Origin of the sequence: Nonomuraea sp. H19 (assembly GCF_052068215.1) — a bacterium.
GTDB lineage: Bacteria > Actinomycetota > Actinomycetes > Streptosporangiales > Streptosporangiaceae > Nonomuraea.
In genome coordinates this window covers 29,806-43,933 of sequence record NZ_JBQHCV010000025.1, presented here as the reverse complement: position 1 = coordinate 43,933, position 14,128 = coordinate 29,806, and the positions used below count along the sequence as shown (strand labels likewise).

15 protein-coding genes are annotated in these 14,128 nt (G+C 71.3%); 9 read left to right on the top strand and 6 right to left on the bottom strand.

Annotated elements, in window-relative coordinates; all coding sequences use genetic code 11:
- Nucleotides 1–54: 54 nt before the first annotated feature.
- Nucleotides 55–726 carry an alpha/beta fold hydrolase gene (locus tag ACTMTI_RS41790; protein ID WP_441126341.1) on the bottom strand — a complete coding sequence of 224 codons (672 nt, stop codon included), beginning with the start codon at nt 724–726 and terminating at the stop codon, nt 55–57.
- Between the two features lie 19 nt (nt 727–745).
- Nucleotides 746–2,353 (bottom strand): IS200/IS605 family accessory protein TnpB-related protein, encoded by a 1,608-nt coding sequence (locus ACTMTI_RS41785; protein WP_441126340.1) that lies wholly within the window; start codon nt 2,351–2,353, stop codon nt 746–748.
- A gap of 599 nt (nt 2,354–2,952) precedes the next feature.
- On the opposite strand from ACTMTI_RS41785, the gene ACTMTI_RS41780 reads away from it, so the two are divergent.
- Nucleotides 2,953–4,044, top strand: a complete 1,092-nt coding sequence (locus tag ACTMTI_RS41780) for a ring-opening amidohydrolase (protein ID WP_441126339.1) — start codon at nt 2,953–2,955, stop codon at nt 4,042–4,044.
- Here ACTMTI_RS41780 and ACTMTI_RS41775 read toward each other — a convergent pair.
- On the bottom strand, nt 4,003–4,212 hold the full coding sequence (locus ACTMTI_RS41775) for a nucleotidyltransferase family protein (protein ID WP_441126472.1): 210 nt from the start codon (nt 4,210–4,212) through the stop codon (nt 4,003–4,005). The genes ACTMTI_RS41780 and ACTMTI_RS41775 overlap by 42 nt on opposite strands.
- Nucleotides 4,213–4,256: 44 nt before the next feature.
- On the opposite strand from ACTMTI_RS41775, the gene ACTMTI_RS41770 reads away from it, so the two are divergent.
- Nucleotides 4,257–4,478, top strand: a complete 222-nt coding sequence (locus ACTMTI_RS41770; RefSeq protein WP_441126338.1) for a PadR family transcriptional regulator — start codon at nt 4,257–4,259, stop codon at nt 4,476–4,478.
- Nucleotides 4,479–4,489: 11 nt separating this feature from the next.
- Entirely contained in the window at nt 4,490–5,038 is a 549-nt protein-coding gene (locus ACTMTI_RS41765; protein ID WP_441126337.1) for an SseB family protein, read from the top strand.
- Nucleotides 5,039–5,128: 90 nt separating this feature from the next.
- Here the strand turns inward: ACTMTI_RS41765 and ACTMTI_RS41760 are convergent, their stop codons facing one another.
- Both ACTMTI_RS41760 and ACTMTI_RS41755 read right to left on the bottom strand, forming a co-directional pair.
- Nucleotides 5,129–6,133, bottom strand: coding sequence for a hypothetical protein (locus ACTMTI_RS41760; protein WP_441126336.1), 1,005 nt, complete (start codon nt 6,131–6,133; stop codon nt 5,129–5,131).
- Entirely contained in the window at nt 6,112–7,107 is a 996-nt protein-coding gene (locus ACTMTI_RS41755) for a hypothetical protein (RefSeq protein WP_441126335.1), read from the bottom strand. Before ACTMTI_RS41755 ends, ACTMTI_RS41760 begins: the two co-directional genes overlap by 22 nt.
- Before the next feature lie 49 nt (nt 7,108–7,156).
- Between ACTMTI_RS41755 and ACTMTI_RS41750 the strand changes: the two genes are divergently transcribed.
- Genes ACTMTI_RS41750 through ACTMTI_RS41725 form a run of 6 tightly spaced genes read left to right on the top strand, consistent with a single transcriptional unit; the run spans nt 7,157 to nt 11,794 of the window.
- Nucleotides 7,157–7,819, top strand: coding sequence for a prepilin peptidase (locus ACTMTI_RS41750; protein WP_441126334.1), 663 nt, complete (start codon nt 7,157–7,159; stop codon nt 7,817–7,819).
- A 43-nt stretch (nt 7,820–7,862) separates the two neighbouring features.
- The gene (gene aroC, locus ACTMTI_RS41745; RefSeq protein WP_441126333.1) at nt 7,863–9,044 is read left to right on the top strand and encodes a chorismate synthase; all 1,182 of its coding nucleotides are present in this window, start codon (nt 7,863–7,865) and stop codon (nt 9,042–9,044) included.
- Entirely contained in the window at nt 9,041–9,541 is a 501-nt protein-coding gene (locus ACTMTI_RS41740; protein ID WP_441126332.1) for a shikimate kinase, read from the top strand. The genes aroC and ACTMTI_RS41740 overlap by 4 nt, the downstream gene beginning before the upstream one ends.
- Nucleotides 9,538–10,608 (top strand): 3-dehydroquinate synthase, encoded by a 1,071-nt coding sequence (aroB, locus tag ACTMTI_RS41735; protein WP_441126331.1) that lies wholly within the window; start codon nt 9,538–9,540, stop codon nt 10,606–10,608. The genes ACTMTI_RS41740 and aroB overlap by 4 nt, the downstream gene beginning before the upstream one ends.
- Nucleotides 10,605–11,039, top strand: a complete 435-nt coding sequence (gene aroQ, locus ACTMTI_RS41730; protein WP_441126330.1) for a type II 3-dehydroquinate dehydratase — start codon at nt 10,605–10,607, stop codon at nt 11,037–11,039. Before aroB ends, aroQ begins: the two co-directional genes overlap by 4 nt.
- The gene (locus ACTMTI_RS41725) at nt 11,036–11,794 is read left to right on the top strand and encodes an SGNH/GDSL hydrolase family protein (protein WP_441126329.1); all 759 of its coding nucleotides are present in this window, start codon (nt 11,036–11,038) and stop codon (nt 11,792–11,794) included. The genes aroQ and ACTMTI_RS41725 overlap by 4 nt, the downstream gene beginning before the upstream one ends.
- Before the next feature lie 277 nt (nt 11,795–12,071).
- On the opposite strand, the gene ACTMTI_RS41720 is transcribed toward ACTMTI_RS41725, so the two are convergent.
- Complete coding sequence (locus ACTMTI_RS41720) at nt 12,072–14,066, bottom strand: ATP-dependent DNA helicase (RefSeq protein WP_441126328.1); 1,995 nt, start codon at nt 14,064–14,066, stop codon at nt 12,072–12,074.
- Between the last annotated feature and the right edge of the window lie 62 nt (nt 14,067–14,128).

Sequence of the window (14,128 nt, the reverse complement as noted above, 5' to 3'; positions counted from 1 at the left end):
CTACCCTTGCCCGCGAACGTAACACGCACGTTACGGCGGGATGAGAGCGGCCGTTCAGCCGTTCAGGAAACCGTCGACCGCGCGCAGGAACCGGCCGCGGGCGCTGATGTGGATGAGGTGCCCGGCGCCCTCGATCGTGACCAGCTCGGCGCCCGGAATGCGGGCGGCCAGCCCTGCGGCGTCGAACGGGCTCGTCGCCCCGCCCGACAGCACCAGCGTCGGCGCCGTGATGTCGGCCAGCCCTTTGAGCCAGGCGGGATCGGGATCGAGAAACTGCCGCTCGGTGTCGTGCATCATCCGCCAGTCGAACCCGGTCGATTCGTCCTCCACGATCGGCGCCCGCCCGCGAAGCGGCTGCGGTGGCGGCACGTCCTCCAGCACGAGCCGCTCGACGCGATCGGGATGGTTCATGGCCACCAGGTACGCCACGATCCCGCCCAGCGAGTGCCCGACGAGCCTCGTCCGCTCGACGCCCAGATGATCGAGCAGCGCCGCGATGTCCTCGGCCATCGCGGGCAGCGGGTATTCGCCCGGGTGGTCGCTGGCCCCGTGGCCCCGCAGGTCGGGCACGAAGACGTGGTAGCGGGCCGCGAAGTGCTGGGTGATGCCGTTCCAGTCGTTGTGGTCGGCGGTCCGGCCGTGGATCAGCAGGAGCGGGGGAGCGGCGGGGTCGCCTTCCTCCCGGTAGACGAGCCTGATCCCGTTGACCTGTACGTCGCGAATCACTCCGCGACCCTAACCGTTCCTAAGGACTGAGCATGAGTTGCACATGCTCAGTCGAACGCTCCGAACGGTGTTGGGCGTTCTGGTTGCCCGCGTTCTGGCCGTATCCGGGCTGCGCGGATCGTGTCCGTGGTCCGGAGATGCGGGGGCGGGGTTCCTCGCGCCCGCGGGTGCCCGGTCTGGCCTGGGCGGTCCGATGCCCCTGCTCATCGCTCTGGTGAGCAGGGGGCGGTGCCGTCCGTCGCCGGATCGGGTGCCCGAGGGCGCGTCTGCCGATTGCCACGGCGGCCGCGTCGTGGCGGGTGGGCGTGCGTTTGTTGCTGGTCAGTGGGGCCTGCCAGTGCTGGGCGCCCCACTTGGAGGTGTAGGCCGGGTCGGTGGCGATGATGGCGATGCCGGTGGCCTCGGCCATCGCGGTGAGCCGGGCGCGGAGCTTGCCGGTGGGCATGCCGGAGATGAGGTGGCGGAAGCGTTTGCGGCGGCCGTGCTTCTCCCGGGTCTTCTCAGTGGCGAAGTCCAGGTCTTCGATGGCGATGGCTTTCACGCCGCAGGTCCGGGCCCAGTTCAGCAGCCGGGTCAGCGCGTGGCGGACCTGAGCGTCACGGTGGCCGGCGTTCCCGGACAGGTCGAAGGGGAAGCGGCGCGGGTTGCCGATCGGGTTGCCGTGGACGTCCAGGCGCCAGGCGGCCAGGTGGTCGGCGTTGGTGTCCACCGCGATCACCCCTGCGGCGAGCGCAGCCGACAGGTGAACGGCCGGGGCCGGTGGGATCTGCCAGGAGGCGGTGATGTACCACCGGCCGCGATCGACATCCAGGTGGATGCGGTAGGCCACGGCCCGGTTGGCTTCGACCCGGTCCCGCCATTCGGTGCCGCGGTGAGCGAAGGCCACCCTGGCGGTCAGGACGTAGCGGCCGTGCGGCGTGTTGGCCAGGTGCGCCAGCGAGGCGGGCAGCCGGATCGACACCTCGCCATCCGGAGTGATGCGGATGGTCTCATTGCCGTACCGCTTGCCGGACTCGCCATCCGCAGCCAGGAACCAGCGCTCGGCCTCCCATTTCTGCCGCCATTCGTCCTCGGTCAGGCCGGCGGCGTCCAGGTTGTGCCGGGTGCGGGCCAGGCGTTTGCCGCCCCGCACGATCCCGGCCTGCTGGTCGGCCTTCTCCCGCTGCAGCCGGTCTTCCAGCACGCCCAGGCGGCGGCTCTTGGCGTGCCACTCCGGCCGGGAGCGGTATCCGCCCGGAGCCTTCCGGGTTCCCTTCTCGCCCACCGGAAGCGACAGCCGATGCCGGATGGTGGCGATGGCGGCTTCCAGGTCGGCGATGTGCGCGGCCTGGCAGCGGCGGGCCAGCGCCCACTGATCGTGGCTGGCCTTGGTGATCGCCCCGGCCCACCGCGACGACGACAACCCGGTCAGCTCGCGTTTGCGCGCCGCCCACGTTCGGTTGTCGTGCTCCAGCCCATCGGCGCAGCGGGTCTTCAGATCACCGGAGGCCAGCGCGCCCAGATGCGCGCCCACCAGGCGCAGCACCTGCTCGTCGGCGGTCGTGAGGTTCTTTAGCCGGTCACGGACGGCCACACCGGACAGGCCGGGGGCAACGAACGGCGCCTCGATCGGGCGCAATACAGTCATGCGCGGCAATCTCCAACTCGATGCCGGCACGGTCGATGGGCGGCGGGCCAAGCACACCACACGGTCGGCGCCTGCGGATAACCGCCGAACCGGCATGCCCGCATGACCTGCACCCGCCTCTCTCAAGAGCTTTCACATTGTGTGATCGCAAGGATACCAAGAGTTGACCCTGTCGGGTAGAACGTACGCGCGATATCGCTGGCAGGCTCATCCACAGACCGAATGAGGTGGCCGGAACCCTCAGGCCGCTCTGATGCACCAGCGCTTTACCGATGAGGAGTACTACCCTTACCCGCGTGCATGCCGTCACGTCCGCACTTCGGCCGCGACGCAACCAAGGGCACTTCATGCACCCTTATGCACGCTCAAACACCAGCAGCTCCTACCCCCTTTGTCCACCGCGCGGCCATCGCCGCCTGACGGGATCGCCGGGATCTTCCGGCGGCCCGCGCCGCGCGGCCGTCCCCGGGCGTGGCGCTGAGCGCACCTTGACATGAGCGGCGGGGTTCATGGGCAGACATTGCCCATGAACCCCGCTGACCGGCTCGGCTAGCGTCGCCATGGCGGGGGAACCGGTGAAACGAAAGAAAGGGCGTCGCATGCCGGACCCGATCGAAGTGCGCAAAGTGCCGATCGAGAGCGTCACCGACGCCTCCGGGCTGTCGCGGCTCATCACCGACGGGGTGATCGAGGCGCACCGGGTGCTCGCCGTCATCGGCAAGACCGAGGGCAACGGCGGCGTCAACGACTACACGCGCATCCTGGCCGACCGCGCCTTCCGCGCGGTGCTGACCGAGCACGGGCATCCGGCGCCGGAGAGCGTACCGCTGGTGTGGTCGGGCGGCACCGACGGCGTGCTCAGCCCGCACGCCACCGTCTTCGCCACCACCGCGAACGCCCCCGCCTCGGACGAGCCGCGCCTGTCGGTCGGGGTGGCGATGAGCGAGGTGATCCTGCCCGAGGACATCGGCCGCCCCGCCATGGTGGAGAAGGTCGCCGCCGGGGTACGCGAGGCGATGAAGATCGCCGGCATCGACGATCCGCGCGACGTCCACTACGTGCAGACCAAGACCCCGCTGCTCACCCTGGCCACCATCACCGACGCCAAGAGCCGCGGCCAGGACACCGCCATCGAGGAGACCGGCCCCTCGATGGACCTGTCCAACTCCACCACCGCCCTCGGCATCGCCGTGGCGCTCGGCGAGATCGACATGCCGCGCGCCGACCAGATCCACAAGGACCTGTCGCTCTACTCGTCCGTGGCCTCCTGCTCGTCCGGGGTGGAGCTGGACCGGGCGCAGATCGTGCTCGTGGGCAACGTACGGGGGATCGGCGGGCGCTACCGCATCGGCCACAGCGTCATGAAGGACGCCCTGGACGCCGACGGCATCTGGGAGGCCATCAGGGACTCCGGGCTGTCGCTGCCCGAGCGGCCGCACCCGTCGGACCTCGACGGGCGGCTGGTGAACGTCTTCATGAAGTGCGAGGCAGACCCGTCGGGGCGGGTGCGCGGGCGGCGCAACATCATGCTGGACGACTCCGACGTGCACTGGCACCGGCAGATCAAGGCGGCGGTGGGCGGCGTGGCGGCCTCGGTCACGGGCGATCCGGCGGTCTTCGTCTCGGTGGCCGCCGTCCACCAGGGTCCCTCAGGGGGCGGCCCCGTGGCCGCCATCGCGGACCTCGGTTAGTCGCCTCCAGGGCAGCGCGGTCAGCTCGGGCCACGCGGCGGTCCACCACGCCACCTTGGCGTCGTAGACGTGCCGGGGCGCCTGCCGTGGATTGGGGCGCAGGACGAGGTCGAACGCGTCGGCGACGCCGTAGGGGGCGTAGAGCTGCCACTCGCCCGACGGCGTGATGCGCTCGCGAGCGGTACGGACTGGAGCTGTGCGAGCTGGCCGAGATGCCGAGCGGCACCGTGTACCCGATCCTGGCCAGGCTGGAGCGGATCGGATGGGTGGAGAGCCGGTGGGAGGACCCCGAGGCGCACGTGGCGGACGGACGCCCGCGCCGCCGTTACCACCGGATCACCGCGGACGGTGTCGAGCAGGCGCGGGACGCCGTCGCGCGGGCGTACCGGTCGCGCCGGCAACCCGTCCCCGCGTGGCTGGCCCGGCGCAGGTAGTCTCGGAGGTTGTGCCGAGCATCCCGCAACCTCTCGACCCCGCCGACGACGGCAGCGCCGCACCCGAGGTGGCCGCCGCTCTCACCGCCTACCAGGCAGGTACGGCCGACGCCGCCCACGTGCTGAACGCCCTCACCGGCGCCCGGCTCCTGGTGCCCGTGGTCGCCATGCTGACCGAGTCCGAGGTCGGCGCGCACGGGCTGCGGCAGGAGAAGGAGAGCGAGATGGCGCTGCCCAAGCTCATCGGCCAGGACGGCAGGGAGGCGGTGCTCGCGTTCACCGGCACGGACGCCCTGGCCAGGTGGCGGCCGGACGCCCGCCCGATCCAGGCCACCACGCTCCAGGTGTGCCAGGCGGCCGTGCACGAGAAGGCGGCGGCGGTCGTGGTGGACGTGGCCGGTCCCGTGCAGTTCGTGATCGAGGGGGAGGTGCTGGAGGCGCTCGCGGCGGTGGAGTCCGGCGCCTTCGACCGGCTCACCGGCGTGACGGTGGCCAGGGTGGAGGCCGCGCCGCAATCGCGCGCGCGCAGACGCCGCTGGTTCTCCAGACGCAGCGGCTGACACGCGTCCAAGGAAGACGGAGCGCCGGACCGGCGAGGGACGGAGGCCGCGGCCGCGGAGGGCGGAGCGTCGAGCCGGCGGAGGGCCCGGTCAGGGGACGGTTGAGCGGCGCTGTTCCCAGGTGTCGGCCGCCCGGTTGGCCAGGGCGTGGAGGAGGTTGACGACCACGACCGCCGGCGCCACGACCGCTACGAAGCCGTGCAGCGACTGCTCGAACACCAGCGCCAGGATGACCGCCGTGACCCCGTTCTGCTGGGCCAGCGCCAGGCGTACCCGATCGATCATCGGCAGCCCCCAGGTCAGCGCCACGGCGGCGAGCGCCTGAGCGCAGAACGCCACCACCCCCAGCAGCACGCCCTCGGCCGGCGCCACCCCGCCCACCAGCAGCATCCCCATGAGGAAGGCCGCCAGCGGGAACGCCACCGCCACCGCCTGCCCCAGCCGCCGCCCGTCCGGCAGCCGCAGGAACAGCCCGGTGATCGCCAGCCCCAGCATCAGGAACGTCCACGCGCCCACGAGCACCGCGGCGACGGCCGCCAGGTTGATCAGCCAGGCCGGGCCACGCCGCACCAGCCGCCACACCACGTACGCCACCGCGGCGAACAGCGCGTTCCACCCCAGGTCGGCCAGGTGCGACACGGTGATCCCGCCGGAGGAGAACGCCAGCGTCGCCGCGTACACCGACAGGACGACCGTCACCGGATCGTCGAACGACGCCCACGCCGCCAGGATCGTGCGGGCCTTGGGCGACAGCCGCGAGTCGCCCATGACGGACGCGACGGACAGCGGGTCGATCTGCGCCACCGCGACCGCGAGCACCAGCGCCAGCGGATCTCCGGTGAACAGGTAGAGCACTCCGGCGATGAACGCCGCCTTCAGCACCACCCCCACCGTGACCGCCAGCACGATCAGCCGGGCGTGGGCGCGCGCCTCGGCCCGGTCGATGTCGTGCGTGCTCCCGTACAGGCCGATCGCCAGCAGCAGCGCGCTGGCCAGCAGGTACGTCGGCGACGTCGTGAGGTCGCGGACACCGGTGAGCAGCGCCGTGCCCCATCCCGTGGCCAGGACGAGGATCAGGAGCCAGATTCGGGCCACGCCTGGTCTTTCCTGATCGGCCGGATGTTGTTCCCGTCGCCGGGCTCGGCCCGGGACCGCTGGTTGATCGGCGGCAGCGTGAAGTGGCCGCGGATCAGGTCCACGAGCTTGGCCATCTTGTCGTCGGCCACGCCGACCTTGCGCTGGTCCAGGGTGACGCCGATGATGTAGCGGCCGTGGTCGACCCAGTAGTGGTAGAGGGCGCCGCGCTCGACGTCCAGCACCGTCCTGATCACCGTGCCGCTTTCCATCGACCGTAAATGGGTGCCGAGCCGGTGGCCGAGCCAGTCGAGCTGGCGGCCGAGCTTCAGGTATGTGGTCCGCCGCTCTTCCGGCGTCGAGTCGTGGAAGAAATGCTGCAGGTCGGCGTCGTCCAGCACGTCGGTGTAGAACGCGCAGCCCTCCGGGCCGAAGAACGCCACGAAATGCAGATCCTCCTGATCGATCACGGACACGCAGCAGCCGAGCGCCTTCTCCAGCGCGGGACTGATCTCCTGCTGGCTGCGGATGAGGATCTCCGACTCCCCGATCACCTTGCGCTTCGTGGTCGACGGGGACGGGGTCGCGGTGGCCTCCAGATGCGGCACGTAGAGACCGCGGCGGAACAGGATCAGCAGGTAGCCGCCGGTCAGCGCGGTGAACGCGGCGATCCCGATCATCGACAGGCCGAGCAGCTCGCCGGACAGGCCGCGGTTCCACAGCACCGGCCCGAATCCGGCGGCGAATCCCAGGATCAGCCCGCCGGCGGCGGCCACCGTCATCGCGGTGACCAGCATGATGGGCAGCCTGCCGCGGACCCGGCCGGCGACGAGCGCGATCAGTGCCAGCCCGGCCACCACGGCCAGCACGGTGACCGCGCGGGAGGCGCTGTAGTCCTCGCCCTCGATGTACCACGCCAGCATCTCCAGCAGCACGGGGGCCAGCACGAAGGTCGCAATGACCACCGCGATCCTCGCGAACCGATCCCTGTCCACGCGGGAAGTGTCCGTGATCGGCACGCCGACCGCAATAGGGAGGCCTTTCTTGCTGCTCGTCCGGGCGGCCGGCGGCGGGGCCGTTTCCGTCGAACAACCGCCCGTCGCGTGCGGGCCGCACTATGGTCGCCTCGTGGTCGCACTCATGGCGCTGGCCGGGCTGGTCTGCGGACACCGGATCAGGGCGCTGGCCGACTCCTACGACGACGTCCCCGGCCCGTCCTGGCCGCCGAACATCGAGCTGGTGACCGCCGCCGTGGCCGCGCTCGTCGCCTGGCGGCTCGGCCTCCCCTATGTGCCGTTCGCCGTGATCGGCACAGCCCTGGCCGTCATCGACTGGCGTACGACCCTGCTGCCCGACGCGATCACGCTCCCCGCGTACCCGATCATGGCCCTGGCCCTGCTTCCCACAGGAGAGCTGCCCAGAGCCCTGGCCGGCGGGGCGGCGCTGGCGGCCGTCTACGGGCTGCTGTGGCTCCTCAGACCGGACGCGATGGGACTGGGCGACGTCAAGCTGGCCGGGCTCATCGGCCTGGCCGGCGCGGCGCTGGGCTGGCAGGCGTGGGTCGTCGCGGCCTTCTGCGGGCACCTGCTCGGCGCCCTCTACGGGCTCGCCCTGCTGGCGACCCGGCGCGGCACCCGGCACACCCAGTTCCCCTTCGGGCCGTTCATGCTGCTCGGCGCGTTCACCGTGTTGTGTCTCGACCGGTGAACGCGGGACGTCTCACCCGGCCGCGCATGGAAGACTTGTACGCATGTTGCGCTGGTTGACCGCCGGAGAGTCCCACGGCCCCGAACTCGTTGCCATTCTGGAAGGCCTCCCTGCCGGAGTGGAGGTGACCACGGCCGCGATCGACGAGGCCCTGCGCCGCCGCCGGCTCGGCTATGGCCGCGGCGCCCGGATGAAGTTCGAGCAGGACCAGGTGACGATCGTCGGCGGCGTGCGGCACGGCCGCACGATGGGCAGCCCGGTCGCGATCCGCATCGGCAACACCGAGTGGCCCAAGTGGGAGAAGGTCATGGCGGCCGATCCGGTCGACCCGGCCGAGCTCGAGGGCCTGGCCCGCAACGCCCCCAGGTCCCGCCCCCGCCCGGGGCACGCCGACCTGGCGGGCATGCAGAAATACGGCTTCGACGACGCCAGGCAGGTGCTCGACCGGGCCAGCGCCCGGGAGACCGCGGCCCGCGTCGCGCTCGGCGAGGTCGCCAGGCGCTTCCTCAAGCAGGCACTCGCGGTCGACATCATCAGCCACGTCACCTCCATCGGCGGTGCGCAGACCCCGTCCGAGATCCTGCCGGGCCCCGGCGAGCTGGCCAGGATCGACGAGGACCCGGTCAGGTGCGCCGACCCCGAGGGCAGCGCCGCCATGGTCGCCGTCATCGACAAGGCCCACAAGGACGGCGACACGCTCGGCGGCGTCGTCGAGGTCCTCGCCTACGGCCTGCCGCCCGGCCTGGGCAGCTACACGCACTGGGACCGCAGGCTCGACTCCAAGCTCGCCGCGGCGCTCATGGGCATCCAGGCGATCAAGGGCGTCGCGGTCGGCGACGGATTCGAGACCGCCAGGCGGCCCGGCTCCCGCGCCCACGACGAGATCGAATACACCGCCGAAGACGGCGTCAAGCGCATCACCAACCGCGCGGGCGGCGTCGAGGGCGGCATGACCAACGGCGAGATCCTGCGGGTCAGCGCCGCCATGAAGCCGATCTCCACCGTGCCCAGGGCGCTGGCCACGATCGACGTCAAGACCGGCGAGGCGGCCAAGGCCCACCACGAGCGCTCCGACGTGTGCGCCGTCCCGGCGGCCGGCATCGTGGCCGAGGCGATGGTCGCGCTGGTGCTGGCCGACGCGGCGCTCGAGAAGTTCGGCGGCGACTCCGTCGAAGAAGTCGCCCGCAACCTGTCCGGCTACCTCTCCTCGATGGTGATCAAATGACGACGATCGTGTTGATCGGGCCTCCCGGGTCCGGGAAGACCACAGTCGGGCAGCTGCTGGCCGAGCGGCTGGGCGTCGGTTTCCGCGACACCGACGCCGACGTGGAGGCCGTGGCCGGCAAGCCGGTCTCCGACATCTTCGTCGAGGACGGCGAGGCGCGCTTCCGCGAGCTGGAGCACGACGCCGTGCGCCGCGCGCTGGCCGAGCACGACGGCATCCTGTCGCTCGGCGGCGGCGCCGTGCTCAACGCCGAGACGCAAGCCCTGCTCGAGGGCCACCACGTCGTCTACCTTCAGGTCGGCCTGGCCGACGCGGTCCAGCGCGTCGGGCTCGGCTCCGCCCGGCCACTGCTCGTGCTCAACCCGCGCAGCCAGCTGAAGAAGCTCATGGACGAGCGGCGGCCCATCTACGAGCGGCTGGCCGTGGCCACGGTGGTGACGGACAAGCGCGAGCCGCAAGAGCTCGCCGACGAGATCGTGAGAGGGTTGCCCGCATGACCGCGACCAGGATCACCGTACGCGGTGACCACCCCTACGACGTCGTCGTCGGCACCGGCGTGCTGGCCGAGCTGACGACGCTGCTCAAGCCGGGCGTGCGCCTGGTCGCCGTGATCCGCCCCGAAAGCCTGCCGGAGCTGTCCGGGCCGGTCTGCGAAGCGCTGTCCGCGAGCGGCTACGAGGTGGTCGAGCTGCCCGTACCCGACGGCGAGCAGGCCAAGACCGTCGAGGTGGCGGCGCAGCTGTGGTCCGCGCTCGGCCGGCACGGCCTCACCCGCTCCGACGCCGTCGTGGGCGTGGGCGGGGGAGCGACGACCGACCTGGCCGGGTTCGTGGCCGGCACGTGGCTGCGCGGCGTCCAGGTCGTGCTCGTGCCCACGACGCTGCTGGCCATGGTGGACGCGGCGGTCGGCGGCAAGAACGGCATCGACACCCCCGAGGGGAAAAACCTCGTGGGCACCTTCCTGCCGCCCGCGGGCGTGCTGTGCGAGCTGTCCACGCTGGCCGGCATGCCGCGGGCCGACTACGTGGCGGGCCTGGCCGAGGTCATCAAGGGCGGCTTCATCGCCGACCCCGCCATCCTCACGCTCATCGAAGCCGACCCGGAGGGCGCCACCCGGCCCGACGGCCCCCACACCCGCGAGCTGATCGAACGCAAGATCCGGGTCAAGGCCGACGTCGTGGGCGCCGACCTGCGCGAGTCGGGATTGCGCGAGATCCTCAACTACGGCCACACGCTTGCCCACGCCATCGAGCGCCACGAGCACTACGGCATCCGCCACGGCGAGGCCGTCGCCATCGGCATGGTCTTCGCCGCCGAGCTGTCCAGGCTCTCCGGCCGCGCGGACCTCGTCGACCGCACCCGATCCATCCTCACCGGCGTCGGCCTGCCCATCTCCTACCGCGCCGACGCCTGGCCGCAGTTGCGCGACCACATGCGCCTGGACAAGAAGAACCGCGGCGCCAAGCAGCGCTTCGTCGTGCTGGACGACCTGGCCAGGCCCAGCCGCCTGGAAGACCCCGCCGAAGAGATGCTCGAAGCCGCCTACAAGGAGATCTCCGCATGATCCTCGTGCTCAACGGGCCCAATTTGCGGCGGCTCGGCACCCGGGAGCCGGACGTGTACGGCGCGGAGACGTTCGAGGACCTGGCCGAGCTCTGCCGCGACACCGGCCGCAAGCTCGGCCACCACGTCGAGGTGCGCCAGACCGACGACGAGGCCGAGCTGATCGCCTGGCTGCACGAGGCCGCCGACGGCCGCATCCCGGTGGTGCTCAACCCGGCCGCGTTCACCCACTACTCCTACGCCGTGCGCGACGCCATCGCCCAGCGCACCGCCCCGCTCGTCGAGGTGCACATCAGCAACCCGGCTGCCAGGGAGGAGTTTCGCCACAACTCCGTTGTCGCCGGGGTGGCGACGGGCACGATCGCGGGCTTCGGACTACAGTCGTACGTCCTTGCGCTGCAGGCTATCGCGGAGATGACGACCACCTCATGAGGCACTACAAGTCCTTCGTCGCGGTGGGCGACAGCTTCACCGAGGGGCTGAACGACCCGGGTCCCGACGGGCACTACCGTGGCTGGGCCGATCGGGTGGCCGAACGGCTCGCCGCCGACGACCCTTCCTTTCGCTACGCCAACCTGGCCGTGCGCGGCAAACTGCTCGACCAGATCGTCGCCGAGCAGGTGCCGCTGGCCGTCGAGATGGCGCCCGACCTGGTCAGCTTCTGCGCCGGGGGCAACGACCTGCTCAGGCCGGGCAGCGATCCGGACGTCATGGCCAAGAAGGTCGCGCGGGCGGTGCGTGATCTGCGGGCGGGCGGCGCGGACGTGCTGCTGTTCACGGGCGTGGACCCGCGCGACACGCCGCTGATGCGGCGGCTGCGCGGGCGGTTCGCGATCTTCTACCTGCACGTGCGGTCCATCGCCGACCTCTATGGATGCCGGCTCGTCGACCAGTGGTCGATGCAGGGGCTGCGCGACTGGCGGGCGTGGAGCGCGGACCGGCTGCACATGAACGAGGACGGTCACCGGCTGGTGGCGGCGCGGGTGCTGGATGTGCTGGGAGTGCCCTTCGAGGACTGGCGCAAGGAGTGGCCGGCGAGAGAGGTCGATCCCCGCGCTCGTCGGCGAGAAGACGCCCAGTGGCTGCGCGAGCACCTGTTCCCCTGGGTCTCCCGTCGCCTCCGGGGGGTTTCCTCCGGCGACGGGGTCTCCCCCAAGCGTCCCGAGCTGTCTCCCTGGGAGATTTAACCCCCATATTTTTTTACGGCGCTGCCGTGGCCTGCCACATTTTACGGTGGTGCCGTGGCCTGCCACCCGCCGCACTTCGGCTGAAGGCACTCCAGGAAACGGCTGCCGACCCCGGTGAGAAGCCCATATGTTACGGCGGTGCCGTGGCCTGCCACCCGCCATATTTCGGCTGATGGCCCTCCATGGAACGGCCGCTGACCCTTCACCGGCTGAGCGCCGTTACGGTGCGCACGCTTGACCGGCTCCGTGGTTCAAAAGCCGGGCCTGCTCCGCCCGGTCAGCTCTCTGCCGCCAGGCGCTTCAGCGCTGCCCTCGGGATCGCGGGGTCCGTTGTGCGCCAGAACGGCGGCAGCGAGCCGAGGAGGAAGCCGCTGTAGCGGGCGGTGGCCAGTCGGGGGTCCAGGACCGCTATGACGCCCTTGTCGTCCTGGGCGCGTATCAGGCGGCCCACCCCCTGCGCGAGGAGCAGGGCGGCGTGGTTGGCCGCTATCGCCATGAAGCCGTTGCCGCCCTTCGCCGCCACGTGGCGTTGGCGGGCCGAGGTGAGCGGGTCGTCGGGGCGGGGGAAGGGCACGCGGTCGATGATGACCAGGCGGAGGGAGGGTCCGGGCACGTCCACGCCCTGCCACAGCGACAGCGTGCCGAACAGGCACGTCGGCTCGTCCTCGGCGAACTGCCTGACCAGCAGCATCGTCGAGTCGTCGCCCTGGCACAGCAGCGGCACGTCCAGCCGGTCGCGCAGCGCCTCCGTGGCCGCCTTGGCCGCGCGCATCGACGAGAACAGCCCCAGCGTGCGCCCACCGGCCGCCTCGATCAGCTCGGCGATCTCGTCGAGGTATTGCTGCGGCAGCCCGTCCCGCCCCGGTTGCGGCAGGTGCTTGGCGACGTACAGGATCCCGGAGCGGGGGTGGTCGAACGGCGAGCCCACGTCGATGCCCTGCCAGCCCTTGGCGTCGCCGAGCCCCCACTGCGCGGCCAGCGCGTCGAACGTGCCGCCCAGGGCCAGCGTCGCGGAGGTGAGGACCACCGTGCGCTCGCCGAACAGCTTGTCGCGCAGCATGCCGCTCACGCTCAGCGGCGCCACCCGCAGCATGGGCGGGCGACGGTCGGTGCCCCCGTCGAGCCAGACGACCTCCGCCCGGTCGGCCTCCGAGGCGTGTCCGTAGGCCTCCAGCATGCGTACTGCCGTGTCGTGCACCTCGTCCAGTGCCGTGAACGCCGCCTTGCGCTGCCCCGCCTTGTCCGGATCATCCTTGTCGGCGTTGCGCGGACCCAGCGCCGTGATGCACCGCCAGGCGGTGTCTCGGATCAGCTGCAGCGTCAGGCCGAGCACCTGCGGCAGCTCGTCGATGCGGCCCGCGGGCGCGGCGGCCAGCAGCGCCTTGAGGTCCTCACCCGCCTCCAGCAGCTGGTCGGCGATCGGCTGGTCGATCAGCCTGCCGACCCGGCGCACCGCCAGCGCCACCGACGCCTCCGACAGCTCGGCGGTCACCACCGACGTCACCCGGTCGACCAGCTCGTGCGCCTCGTCCACGACCACGACCTCGTGCTCGGGCAGCACCGGCAGGTCGCCCATGGCGTCGATGGCCAGCAGCGCGTGGTTGGTCACCACCACATCGACCTCGCCGGCCCGCGCTCTGGCCAGCTCGGCGAAGCACTCCGCGCCGCTCGGGCAGCGGTTGGCGCCCAGGCACTCCTGCGCGCTCACCGAGAACTGCCGCCAGGCCTGCTCGCTCACCCCGGGCACCAGCTCGTCGCGGTCGCCGGTCTCGGTCTCCTCGGCCCACTCCTGGATGCGCTGCACCATGCGGCCTGTCGCGCTCACCTCGCGCGGGTCGAACAGCTGGTCCTGCTCGTCCTCCTCGGGCCAGCCCGCCGTGGCCTTGTAGCGGCACAGGTAGTTGCGGCGGCCCTTCAAGATCGCGAACGTGGGCTCGTGGGGCAGCTCCTTGGCCAGCGCTTCGGAAAGCCTGGGCAGGTCGCGGTCGACGAGCTGGCGCTGCAGCGCGATCGTGGCCGTGGACACCACGACGGGGGAGTCGCTGTCCATGGCGTGGCGGATCGACGGCACGAGGTACGCCAGCGACTTGCCGGTGCCCGTGCCCGCCTGCACCGCCAGGTGCTGCTCGTCGTCGATGGACTGCTGCACGGCGCGGACCATGGTCACCTGGCCCTGCCGTTCGCTCCCTCCGAGAGCTTTGACCGCGATGGTGAGCAGTTCGTCCACTGACGGGAGATGGGAGTCCGGCACGGCACTAAACGCTACCCGCATTTTCCCGGTCGCCGTGCCGAACGCGGTGTGATCGGCCATACGCATCCCGGCGTTCCCGAATC

Excerpts from the sequence above, each read along its gene's own strand:
- aroC (WP_441126333.1), top strand. The coding sequence starts at position 7,863 with ATGTTGCGCTGGTTGACCGCCGGAGAGTCCCACGGCCCCGAACTCGTT.
- aroB (WP_441126331.1), top strand. The coding sequence starts at position 9,538 with ATGACCGCGACCAGGATCACCGTACGCGGTGACCACCCCTACGACGTC.
- ACTMTI_RS41720 (WP_441126328.1), bottom strand. The coding sequence starts at position 14,066 with ATGCGGGTAGCGTTTAGTGCCGTGCCGGACTCCCATCTCCCGTCAGTG.
- ACTMTI_RS41785 (WP_441126340.1), bottom strand. The coding sequence starts at position 2,353 with ATGACTGTATTGCGCCCGATCGAGGCGCCGTTCGTTGCCCCCGGCCTG.
- ACTMTI_RS41740 (WP_441126332.1), top strand. The coding sequence starts at position 9,041 with ATGACGACGATCGTGTTGATCGGGCCTCCCGGGTCCGGGAAGACCACA.
- ACTMTI_RS41780 (WP_441126339.1), top strand. The coding sequence starts at position 2,953 with ATGCCGGACCCGATCGAAGTGCGCAAAGTGCCGATCGAGAGCGTCACC.
- aroQ (WP_441126330.1), top strand. The coding sequence starts at position 10,605 with ATGATCCTCGTGCTCAACGGGCCCAATTTGCGGCGGCTCGGCACCCGG.
- ACTMTI_RS41770 (WP_441126338.1), top strand. The coding sequence starts at position 4,257 with ATGCCGAGCGGCACCGTGTACCCGATCCTGGCCAGGCTGGAGCGGATC.
- ACTMTI_RS41725 (WP_441126329.1), top strand. The coding sequence starts at position 11,036 with ATGAGGCACTACAAGTCCTTCGTCGCGGTGGGCGACAGCTTCACCGAG.